General features: G+C 63.2%; 11 protein-coding genes. 1 reads left to right on the forward strand and 10 read right to left on the reverse strand.

Annotated elements, in window-relative coordinates:
* Positions 1–237: 237 nt before the first annotated feature.
* A complete protein-coding gene (locus AC0L18_RS12535) occupies positions 238–1,218 on the forward strand; it encodes an ABC transporter permease (protein WP_473492492.1) in 981 nt (326 codons plus the stop codon).
* Between the two features lie 248 nt (positions 1,219–1,466).
* Here AC0L18_RS12535 and AC0L18_RS12540 read toward each other — a convergent pair whose 3' ends face one another.
* From AC0L18_RS12540 to AC0L18_RS12585, 10 genes are all read right to left on the reverse strand, one after another.
* Positions 1,467–1,901: an FKBP-type peptidyl-prolyl cis-trans isomerase gene (locus AC0L18_RS12540; RefSeq protein ID WP_128168627.1), complete on the reverse strand. Its 435-nt coding sequence runs from the start codon at positions 1,899–1,901 to the stop codon at positions 1,467–1,469.
* Between the two features lie 349 nt (positions 1,902–2,250).
* A complete protein-coding gene (locus tag AC0L18_RS12545; RefSeq protein WP_473492493.1) occupies positions 2,251–2,391 on the reverse strand; it encodes a hypothetical protein in 141 nt (46 codons plus the stop codon).
* A gap of 299 nt (positions 2,392–2,690) precedes the next feature.
* Positions 2,691–3,497, reverse strand: a complete 807-nt coding sequence (locus AC0L18_RS12550) for a cytochrome c oxidase subunit 3 (protein WP_473492495.1) — start codon at positions 3,495–3,497, stop codon at positions 2,691–2,693.
* Positions 3,494–5,068, reverse strand: a complete 1,575-nt coding sequence (locus tag AC0L18_RS12555) for a cytochrome c oxidase subunit I (RefSeq protein ID WP_473492496.1) — start codon at positions 5,066–5,068, stop codon at positions 3,494–3,496. The genes AC0L18_RS12550 and AC0L18_RS12555 overlap by 4 nt, the downstream gene beginning before the upstream one ends.
* Positions 5,065–5,889 (reverse strand): cytochrome c oxidase subunit II, encoded by an 825-nt coding sequence (gene coxB, locus AC0L18_RS12560; protein WP_473492498.1) that lies wholly within the window; start codon positions 5,887–5,889, stop codon positions 5,065–5,067. Before coxB ends, AC0L18_RS12555 begins: the two co-directional genes overlap by 4 nt.
* 5 nt (positions 5,890–5,894) lie before the next feature.
* Positions 5,895–7,508, reverse strand: coding sequence for a GMC family oxidoreductase (locus AC0L18_RS12565; RefSeq protein WP_473492500.1), 1,614 nt, complete (start codon positions 7,506–7,508; stop codon positions 5,895–5,897).
* A complete protein-coding gene (locus AC0L18_RS12570) occupies positions 7,505–8,053 on the reverse strand; it encodes a sugar dehydrogenase complex small subunit (protein ID WP_473492502.1) in 549 nt (182 codons plus the stop codon). Before AC0L18_RS12570 ends, AC0L18_RS12565 begins: the two co-directional genes overlap by 4 nt.
* A gap of 322 nt (positions 8,054–8,375) precedes the next feature.
* Positions 8,376–9,086, reverse strand: a complete 711-nt coding sequence (locus tag AC0L18_RS12575) for a serine hydrolase (RefSeq protein ID WP_473492504.1) — start codon at positions 9,084–9,086, stop codon at positions 8,376–8,378.
* A 70-nt stretch (positions 9,087–9,156) separates the two neighbouring features.
* Entirely contained in the window at positions 9,157–9,528 is a 372-nt protein-coding gene (locus tag AC0L18_RS12580) for a serine hydrolase (protein ID WP_473492505.1), read from the reverse strand.
* 461 nt (positions 9,529–9,989) lie between these two features.
* On the reverse strand, positions 9,990–11,489 hold the full coding sequence (locus AC0L18_RS12585) for a helicase HerA domain-containing protein (RefSeq protein ID WP_473492507.1): 1,500 nt from the start codon (positions 11,487–11,489) through the stop codon (positions 9,990–9,992).
* Positions 11,490–11,536 lie beyond the last annotated feature (47 nt).

Consider the following 11,536-nt stretch of genomic DNA (forward strand, 5'->3'; position numbering starts at 1 on the left):
CGATCCACGGCGCCCCCCTCTGTCCTGCCCTCTTTGCAATCACTTGGCATCTCCCCCACTTGGGGGGAGATCGGACGGCGCGACGGCTTTCGCCAATTGTCGACGTTGCAAGAATGAGCGAGGCGCCGAAGCTGCCAATCTCCCCACCCGTGGGGGAGATGTCCGGCAGGACATAGGGGGGCGCCGTAGAACGCCATCCTCTCCCGGCATCGCGCCACCCCAATCGCGAGCAACCCCATGAGCACAACTGCGATCCAACCCGTCCCCTTCGGCCGCCGCCTCAAGCGCTTCATGGCCGACCGGCCGCTGATCCCGCTGATCACCCTGCTGGTCATCCTGGTGGTGGTCCTGCAGATCCTGCGCCCCGGCATCGTCAACGAGCGGTGGCTCGCCAACACCGTCAAATTCGCCATCCCGCTGGCAATTCTGGCCGGATGCCAGACCATGACCATGTTGACCGGCGGCATCGATCTGTCGGTCGGAACCGTGGCGACGATGAGCGCCTTCATCATGGCGACGCAGGTCGTCAACCATGACCCGGCGGTGGCGATCCTGATCGCATTGGTGCCGGCGGTGCTGATCGGCCTGGTCAACGGCATCGGCGTCGGCGTGTTTCGCGTGCACCCGCTGATCATGACGCTCGGCACCAGCCTGATCGGCACCGGCTGCCTGCAGGTCTATCAGCGCACAGTCATCGCTTCGGGCGCCAAGATACCGCCCTTCCTGGCCTGGCTCGGCACCGGCCTCACCTATGGCGTGCCCAATGCGCTGCTGCTGTTCGTGCCCATCGCCGTCCTCATCGTCTTCACCTTGAACCGCACCGGCTTTGGCCGCCTGCTTTACGCGGTCGGCGACAATGAAGGGGCGGCACGCCTGTCCGGCGTCCGCTACTGGCAGGTCATATCAGCGCTCTACGTCATCTCGAGCGTGCTCGCCGGCATCACCGGGCTACTCTACATCGGCCTGATCAAGGCGCCGTCGCTGTCGCTGGCCGAACCGCTGGTGCTGCCTTCGGTGGCAGCCGCGGTGATCGGCGGAACCTCGATCTTCGGCGGCCGCGGCGGCTACACCGGCACCATCATCGGCGCGCTGATCCTCACCGTGCTGACGACGCTGCTGACCATCCTGCAAATGCCGGAAGGCGCGCGGCGGATACTGTTCGGGCTGATCGTGCTGTTCGTCACGGCGGCGTATTTGCGGATTATTGAGGATCGGTAGGGGTGGAGGCTGGAGCCGGGGGGCTGCTTTTGACCGAAGCAGACTCTCGCAATCGCAGCCGTGCATGACAGCTTTGCGCGCTGTCGCATTAGATTAGATGCAGTGTCGAATCTTACGAATGTCGGCACGGTTTTGGCGATGGCCTAAGCGCGGAAAGCAGGGCGGCAGGCGGCACAAACCGCCGAAACCTACGGCGGAAGTCCGTCACCCGAAATCATAGCCACCACGGGCCTGGCCGCATGGATACCCTACGCCGCCTGAACGATCTCGACCAGTTCAACGTCGAACACCAGATCCTTTCCGGCCAACGGATGATTGCCGTCGAGCTTGACGCTGGCGTCATCGACGCCGACGACCGTCACCTGCATGGGGCGCCCTTCGGGGGTTCTGGCCTGCAATCGAGTACCGATATCGATGTTGATGTTGTCCGGCACCCTGGCGCGGTCGACGGTCATGACCGCTTCGGGACGGTGGGGGCCATAGGCGGCGTCTGCGGGAACGGTGACGGTGCTTTTCGCGCCGACCTCCATGCCCTCGACATGGGTCTCAAGGCCGGGGATCACTTGCCCTTCACCGAGCTTGAATTGCAGCGGTTCGCTGCCGGAAGAATCGAATTGAGTGCCGTCGGCTAGACGTCCAGTATAATTGATGCGCACGGTGTCGCCATTCTTGGCCTGTGTCATGGCAGTCATCCTTTGGGAGTTTTTGAGGGACCGGCCAGAGTTCACGGTCCGTTTTCGATCATCCACACACTAAGGTGCGAGGCGCGAAACTCTAAAACTAGGGGCTTGTCTGCCGATGTAAACCCACAATGCCGATTGAGCCCCCTCCGTAAGGACAGGTCGCGGAGGAGGACGGGATCTGTTCGCCAAGAGCGCGCATTTTTCGAGCATGTCGTGGCGACAGAGATTGCGAAGACTCTGATCGGCCACCCGGCGGCTCTTGGCGTTTTGCTGATGTTGAGCGACGTCAGCTTTCGCCCAAGCGCATCAACCTTCAACAGCCAACCTCCCCTGCTCCGCCTCCTCGGCATTAGGATCGCCCGGTGCCGTCGCCGGTCACCTGGCTCGTGTTCCAGCCGCGCAAGCCATGGCGAGTCGCTATGGCATCGTGCACGGAAGACGCCACCGCCTTTACGGCAAGTTCGTGATCAATTGAATGACGCTCTGCCATTGCGGCCCTCATCCTGAAACGCAACTTGCCTTTAGGCAAAACCACGGCCGCAATTCTTTTGCAACTACAGCTTGAGATATGCTTGGTCGATTGATGATCGAGGAGGGGAGCCACTACACTACTTGATCCTGCAGGAAACTGATCGACTATGGAGTAAGGTCACTTCCGCCAGAGGCAGCTCTTCTGGGTGCTTTTGAGTTTGCTTCTATGCAACTTTGAACCGCGAAGGCCCGCCCTCAGCCGGCTCCCAGATATGTTTCAGCAATGCCGATGCTAGTCGACGTCGCGTCGGCACGCTCCTAGCTGGCCCAGGCGTAGAAGACGGCGAACAGCAGAAGCCACACCGCATCGACAAAATGCCAGTACCAGGATGCCGCCGTCGGGATAAAGCCGGCGCCGCCGGCTGAGCGCGCGCGGATCACCCGATATGCGGCGATCGACAGCAACAAGATGCCGATAACGACGTGCAGGCCGTGGAAGCCAGTCGTAAGGAAGAAGATCGAGGGATAGACACCGTCGCGGAATCCCACCGAGGCGAGGCTGAATTCCCGAAGCTGAAGGCCGACGAACACGCCGCCGAGCGCGATCGCCACAGTAAGCCCGATAGCCGAAAGCTGCCATCGCTCTTTCAGAAGCCAGTCGTGCGCCGCTGCGACGCAGACCCCCGACGCGACGAGGATCACTGTGTTGAGAAGCGGGCCGCCCCAAGGGTCGTCGGGGCGCATCGGCGTAGGTGGCCATGAGTTGAACCCCGCGACCTCCGGATAGATCGCGTATCGTAGGTAGGCGGCGAACAAGGCGGCGAAGAACGCTACCTCGGACGCGATTAAGGCGATGATCGCGATCCTCGGGCCAAAGGTGTTTTGCGGACCATTCGCACGCTCACCACTCGTCGCCCGCGACCACGCTGTCAGAGCGATGAACAATGGCAGAAGTCCCACCGCGATCACGAGCGGACCGAGTACCGCGATGCCGCCTGCCAGCGTGCCGAACAGCGACGGGTGGAAGAGCGCGAGACCGGCGCACGCTAGCAGGAACAGCGAGACGGCAATCGCGACAGGCCATCGGCCATCCGTGCCGCCGACCTCGGTGACAGTCTTGCTCACGAGCCTGCCTCCGCGCCCGCCGTGCCACGCCCACGCGCCATCTCGGGATCGTCATCCCATTCATGCGTGAAAGCCGGACCCCACACATCGCGCGGGGCCAGCGCGCCACGCCGCAGCGAGACCGCAAGCATCACCAGGAACAGCAGCGTGGAGGCGAGCGCGAGCACAGCGCCGAGCGACGCAATCATATTCCAGCCCAAGAAACCGTCCGGATAATCCGCGATGCGCCTTGGCATTCCTGCCAGTCCGAGGAAATGCATCGGGAAAAACAGAACGTTGGTGCCGATGAAGAAGCACCAGAAATGCAGCCATCCAACCCACTCCGGGAACATGCGTCCGGTCATGCGCGGAAACCAGTAATAGAAGCCGGCGAAGATCGCATAGGTCGCACCGAGGCTCAGCACATAGTGGAAATGCGCGACGACGTAGTAGGTGTTGTGCAGCACTTGATCCGCGCCGGCATTGGCAAGCACGATCCCCGTCGTGCCGCCGACCGTGAACATGATGATGAAGCCCAGCGCCCACAGCATCGGCACGGTGAGGCGGATCGACCCGCCCCACATAGTGGCAATCCAGGCGAACACCTTGATGCCGGTCGGCACCGCGATCACCATCGAGGCCAGCGTGAAGAAGGCACGCGGCGCGAAGCCGATACCGACGGTGAACATATGGTGCGCCCAGACGATGAAACCCAGCGCCGCAATTGATGCCATCGCCAGCACCATGCCGGGGTAACCGAAAATCGGGCGACCTGAGAACCGCGAGACGATCTGGCTGATGATGCCGAAGGCCGGCAGGATCATGATGTAGACCTCCGGATGGCCGAAGAACCAGAAGAGGTTCATGAACAGCATCGGGTCTCCGCCGCCGGCTGGATCGAAAAAGGCGCCGCCGAAATTGCGGTCGGCAAGCAGCATCGCCAGCGCGGCAGCCAGCACCGGCATGGCGAGAAGCAGCATGAGCGACGAAATCAGGATCGACCAAACGAACAGCGGCATGCCGAACAGCGGCAAGCGATCCTCGCGCATGTTGAGGATGGTAGTGACGAAATTGATCGCGCTGATCACGGAAGAAATGCCGGCCAAGTGCAGCGCGAGGATCGTCATGTCGACCGATGGTCCGGGCTGGCCGTCTATGCCCGACAGCGGCGGATAGAGGCTCCAGCCGGTACCCGTTCCGTCGCCGACCAGCAGCGACCCGATCAGCATGATCAAAGACAGCGGCAGCAACCAGAAGCCGAGACTGTTCAGTCCCGGAAAGGCCATGTCGCGCGCACCAATCATCAGCGGGACGAACCAGTTGCCGAAGCCGCCGATCAACGCCGGCATCACCATGTAGAAGATCATGATCAGGCCATGCGCGGTGATCAGCGCGTTCCAGGACTGGCCGTTAACGACATAGTCCATGCCCGGCTGCGCCAGTTCGAGCCGCATGTAGCCCGAAATCGCGCCGCCCAGTGTCCCCGCCATGATCGCGAATCCGAGATAAAGCGTGCCGATCGCCTTATGGTCGGTGGTGAACAGCCAAGCCGCAATCGACCGGCACTCGCGCCTATGTTCGGTGGCGCTCATTTCGCCACCTGCGCTGATATAGTCGCGGCGCTGACCACCGGATATCGCGTTGCAGCGTCCCGCACCCAGGCGTCGAAATCAGGCTGCGCCATGGCCTCGATCGCGATCGGCATGAAGGAGTGATTCAGACCGCAGATCTGGTTGCACTGCCCGTAATAGACGCCCGGCTTCTCGACGCGTGTCCAGGTTTCGTTGAGGCGCCCGGGCATGGCGTAAATCTGTAGGCCCAGTGCCGGCATGAAGAAGGAGTGCACGACGTCCGACGATGTCACCTGTATGCGCACGACAGCGCCGACCGGGACAACCATGCGATTGTCGACCGCTAGCAGACGCGGTTCACCGGCCGGAACGGAGGCCGGCGGCAACATGATGGAATCGTATGCGAAGCCGCCATTGTCGGGATAGGAATAACGCCAGAACCACTGATGGCCGCTGGCCTTTATCGTCAACTGTGCGTCGGGAAGATCGCTCTCATAGGCGAGCAGCTGGAGCGACGGCGCGGCGATCGCGCCCAGCACCAGCACCGGCGCGATAGTCCAGCCGAATTCCAGCCAGGGCATGCGCGTGACTTTTGACGCCGTGGGGTGCCGGCTCGCCCGGAAGCGCAAGAGCGCGAAACCGATCAGCATGGCGACGAGCGCGACGATGCAGACGCCGATCAGCAATATGTGGTCGTGCAGCGCAACGATCCGCTCCTTCGTCTCCGAGGCTGAGACGCCGAAACTTGTCTGCCAGTTCGCCGGCGCCTGCGCCAAGCCGTGCCGTGCGTCGAGCATCATTGCGGAGACAAAACCGAGGAAAACAGTGCCCCGCCCGCGCATGACATCTACGCCTTCAGCAGGGAGATGAGATGCGCGCCGAGGCGCGCACTGAGCGCCGCAATGGTGAGCGTGGGCGCATTCGCCGTGATGGACGGGAAGACGGACGAGCCAACGATGTAGAGGTTTGGATGGTCGTGGCTCTTCAGGTCCCTGTCGACGACCGAGGTGAGCGGGTCATCTCCCATGCGTGTCGTGCCGCCCATGATCGCGCTGTCAGCGATCGGGCCGAGCTGCTTGATCTGCGTGGCGCCTAGTGCAGCCATGAGCTTGTTCTGCACATCGCGCGCGACCGCCAGCCCGCGCGCCGTGTAGTCGTCAGACGTGAAGGCGATGTTCGGCCGCGGAATGCCGATCCCGTCCATCTGATTGCTCAGCGTCACGCGATTGTCCGGATTGGGAAGCATTTCGGCAGAGCTGCCAATGATCAGCTCCCGCGCGACGTGCGAACGGACTGCCGCCTTCAGCGCATCGCCGCGCAGGCCCTGTTTGATGAAGGTCGTCGCAGCCTGGAACGGACCGACCGCCCGCGCCCAGCCCTCGTTGGAAGGCGAGATGCCGATGGCCGCACGCTCGTTGCGGAAATCGCCGTCCCGAAGCTCGGCAATGCCACCGGTCGAGACCGGTCCGCGATAGGTGAACACGGGATCCCTGGTCAGTCCCTGAATGCCGACATCGATCTGCGACAGCAGATTGCGGCCGACCTGGTCGGAACTGTTCGCCACGCCCGTCGGCGCATTATCTCCCGTCGAAAGCAGTAGCAGCTTTGGCGTCTCAATGGTATGCGCCGCGATGACCACAATTTTTCCGGTCGCGCTGCCCTCGCTGCGATCTGGGCGACGGTAACGCACTTCGGCAATGCGTTTGTCCGGACCGACGACTAGCTCGTGCACCACGGCCTGCGGCTCGACATGCGCGCTGGCGCGCTCCGCGATGGCGAGATGATGCGTCGCGTCGTACTTCGCCTGGATGGGGCAGATCGGCACGCAACTCGCATTGCCGCAGCATTGCGGGCGGCCATCCCGCCACACCGAATTGCGCGCCTGTGGAAATGGCAACACCGAGTAGCCGAGCGCCTTGGCAGCGATGCCGACCTGCTTGTCGGCATAGGTCATGGGGATCGGTGGCATCGGAAACGACTTTGAGCGCGGCGCGCCGAAATCGGCGGTGTCGTCGCCCGCGACGCCGATCTCTTCCTCGGCGGCCTGATACCACGGCTCCATGTCGCCATAGGCGATAGGCCAATCGACGCCGACGCCGAACTTCGAGTGCATCTTAAAATCGTTTGGCCGGAAACGCGCGGCGAGCCCGCCCCAGTGCCACGTGGTGCCGCCGACGATCCGCGCCTGCTGTCCCCTAAAGGTGTCCGGCCCAGCCTCGACATAATAGGCGGAGAAGTCGGATTCTTCCGGCTGCGGCGCATAGGGCTGGTCGGGGTAAGGCGAGTTCTGGCCCTTCGCGGACGAGTACTGGAATCGTGTCACAGCGGTGCCGCGATCGACGCGCGGTCCCGCCTCGAGGAACAGCACGCTGAACCCTGCTTTCGCGATAGCCGCGCCGGCAAGCGCCGCGGCTACGCCTGAACCGACAAACACGACATCGGCGGACGCCGGCGCGGTCATTCGGAAAACCGTCCGGGCGGCGGTGCGTTCGCCCACGCGCCAAAATTCGTGTCGCATCGCGTCGGCGGCTTGGTGTAACCGCAGGCATGCCAGACGAACGCATCGAGATAGGTAAGGACGCGTTCTTCCGAGCCGTGCATGATGCTACCCGTATACCAGGCTTGGATGAGCGATTCCGACAGCGGTTTCAGCCCCGCCGACGCAATCGCGCTGTCCCATTCTGTCTCGGGCTGTTCCGTCACGATCGCATGCAGTTTTCCGAGATCGGCGGCGTCAGCGGAGAATGCCTGCAGAAACAATTCCGGCAGCGTGGCGTCGCTCGGCGACATGCCCGTCAGTATGCCTGTCAATTCGCGAAACGCGCCGGGCTCGATCGCGCTGCTCAACGCGACCTGGCTACGGGCCGCGGCGGGCAATCCGAAGAATGCTGCGAGCGTCGAGACGGCAATGAGAAGCTCGCGTCGCCGCACTGTTGCCGACGCAGAATGATGCGCCGCCGGCTGACCTACCTGCTTGGGCAGACGCGCATCGTCATTGCCAGCCATCGGTACCCTCAAGGCGAGCCTCTGCTGAACAACCAGGCCGCACGCTATCTGAAGCTACGGCTCAATCTGAGCTTGGTCAATCGACCCTTTCAAGCTCAGAACAGTCGAGCCAGAGAGCTCCACATTTGAGATCAAAAGCGCCGCTTGGGCCTGACCTTGCACGCGGCGACCTATCCATGCGGTGGTCGTCCTCAGGAGGGAATAACTAAGCCGTCGGCCGGAATAGCCGATGTCGAGCTTGCCTTGCCACCAAACATGCGGTCCGTCAGGCCCCCTCCACAGCGTTAATCATCGCGCACGTTCCCCCTGATCAGCGCGAAAATCAGCGTGGAGCGATCTCTGCGACGAGATCGTTCGTCGTCTTGACCCCCGCCATGAAGCCAGCGGCATTGAATTGGTTCATGACGAAGAAAGCGCCGACGCCGCGTGTCGGTGCAATCGCAACATAGAGAAACATCCCTTGCAGGCCGCCGCTCTTCTGGAGGATGAGCGGGCTATGCTCGGTGGGGAGCATGATGACCCACCCGAGACCCATGGCGTCCATCGGGCCGCCGTCATCCAGCCCCACCACCGACGCGAGACCGTCCCGGTACAAAAAAGCCGCGTGATTCAAAAGCCGCAACTCGGCATCGGCCGCAGAAGGCTTGTTCTCGACATGCCAGTTCATCCAGCGCAGCAGGTCGTCCGCGGTCGAGTACAATCCACCGGCGCACTCCATGGCTGTGCTCGTCGGCACGATGGGCATGGCGCTGCCGTCGAAGTTATGGCCCTGCATCAGGCGCGGCTCGTCCTCCGGTCTTGCGTTGAAAACCGTGTCTTTCATGCCGAGAGGATCGAGGACACGCTCCCGAAGGAGCTCGGCATAAGGCTTTCCAGAGACATTCGCGAGCGCCACTCCAAGGAGGTCGTATCCGAAGTTCGAATAGAGAACGGCGGTGCCCGGCGCGAACAGCAGCGGATTGTCCTTGAGGGCGGCAATCTGCGCCTCTTTGGTGTTCGTAGAGAAGGGGTCGGAGGGGGGCGCATCGGCCACTGGCACCTCCCGCGGAAGGCCGGAAGCTTGCGCGACGAGATCGATCAGCCGGAGGGCGCGGCCATCCTTCTCAGGGGAGCGTGACGTCCCAGCCAAGGCGATCCTGCAGCCGGTCGGTGAGCTGTACCTTGCCGTCGATCGCCAGCGAGGAAAGCACACTGCCGCAGAACACCTTGCTCACGGATGCGATGCGGAACATTGTGTCGCCGTCGGGCACTTTTTCACTCCCATCGGCAATCTTGCCGAAACCGGCGAAGGCCGTCTCGCCGTTGCGCACGGCGCCGAAGATCAGGCCAGGCATTTCGGTGGAGAGATACAGGATCGTACCGTTGAACTGCACCGCTTCCGTCAGCAGCTTGTCCTCGGCATGTCCAGAAGAGGGAACGGCTGCGATTGCCGTCAAAGCGATGGCCACAAGTCGGCGCGATCGAGACAAACGCATTGCCGAAATCCTTTGATGAAGCTGCAGAATAAAATCTTCGGAAAAAGGGCCGCCGCGTAGTATCTTACCATCTCTCCAGAAGCAGGGGATGTCGACAGAATGAACCGAAGGGGGTAATCGGCGGCGGTAGCGTAGTTTCGGCGGCTATTTGCGCTACAGTGCTGCCGTATTTCTTGTCAATCGTCAGTTGATCGGGGCTGATCTCTTCATTAGCAAACCGACCCGCCGGTAATTTAGAAGATATGTGAAGCGCCGTCGGCAGGAGGGAGTGCTGTAGCGTCGAACAATTTACAATAGGCGGATCTACGTCGCGCCAATCGTCGGCGTATGATGAAGACCGGGCAGAAGAGCTGTGGCGGGCCAAGGCCCTAGCTGCGCAAAAAAGACTCGCCGCTGTACCTGCCGCTTGGCCATACATCGCCTTGATGCGTGGCATTTCCCTTGCGCGCTCGGCCGCCGCCTCACACAGCCAAACGCCCCTGCTCCACCTCCGCAGCACCGGGATCCCCCGGCGCCGTCGCCCAGGCCAGTTCCACCAGCGTCACCGTCCGCCGTCCAACCCCGTCAAGCTGGCAGACGATCAGCCCCTGCTCCTCGATATAGGTCAGCAGGCGCCGGGCGCGGCGCAGCGAGTGCGAGCCGTAGGCGCGGGCGATCGCTGCGTCGCTTGGGCAGGGCCAGCCCTCTTTCGCTGCGCGGGCGATCATCATGAACACGCCTTGCATATCCTCGGGCAGCAGCGAGGCGCGCGCCGAGACGTCCTGCCAGGCGTCATCCCCTGCCATGTCGGAGCCGAGGCCGGCGCGGGCGCGCGTCAGCATGCGGCGAAAGGCGGGCAGGTCCGGCACCACCGAGGCGAGGCCTTCTATCCGGCAGCGGACCACGAACTCCTGATAAAGCACGCCGATGACCCGGAAGCCCGCGTCGGGCTGCACCAGAACGGCGCGCAGGACACGGTCGACGCGCTCACGCCGCTCCGCCAAATCCTCGGCGCTGATCGGCGGCTCCGCCGGTTCGGGGCGGATTTCCAGCGCCGCCGACTTCGCCGCCATCAGCTGATCGAGAAGGTCCGGCGACGACCGGCGCTGCGGCCGGACAGTTTCCGGCGGCGGTGCTGCCAGGATGATGGCGCGTGCGTCCTCAAGGGCTGCTTCCGGCAGCGGCATCAGCCGCGGCGTGCCATTGCGCGGACTTGTGTCGGTCGGGCCGATGCGCAAGCCGAGCGGACGGCGCGACAGCGCCGGGCCGAGCGCCATGAATTGCCCGCGCTCCAGGTCGCGAAAAGCCTCCGCCTGGCGCCGCTCCATGCCCAAAAGGTCGGCGGCGCGCACCATGTCGATATCGAGAAAGGTCCGGCCCATGAGGAAATTGGAAGCCTCGGCGGCGACGTTCTTGGCGAGCTTGGCCAGCCGCTGAGTGGCGATGATGCCGGCAAGCCCGCGTTTGCGGCCTCGGCACATCAGGTTCGTCATGGCGCCAAGCGAGAGCTTGCGCGCCTCGTCGGAAACCTCGCCGGCCACAGCCGGCGCGAACAGCTGCGCCTCGTCCACCACCACCAGCATCGGGTACCAGTGGTCGCGGGCGACCTCAAAAAGCCCGCCAAGGAAGGCGGCGGCGCGGCGCATCTGGTTCTCGGCGTCGAGCCCCTCGAGATTGAGCACCGTGGAGACGCGGTGGATGCGCGCCCGCTCACCGGCGCTCTGCAGGCCGCGCTCGGTATGCTCCTCGGCATCGATCACCAAATGGCCGAACCGGTCGCCCAGCGAGACGAAGTCGCCTTCGGGGTCGATGATGGTCTGCTGCACCCAAGGGGCACTCTGCTCCAGCAGCCGGCGCAGCAGATGGGATTTGCCGGAGCCCGAATTGCCCTGCACCAAAAGGCGCGTCGCCAGCAGCTCCTCAAGATCCAGCGCCGCCGGGACGCCTGCGGTCGTGTGGCCCATCTCGATCGCAACGGTCATGTCTCGACTCTCCTTACGGAGAGGGCTTATCAACCGCATCACAGCCC

This window comes from Mesorhizobium sp. WSM4819 (genome assembly GCF_055811215.1).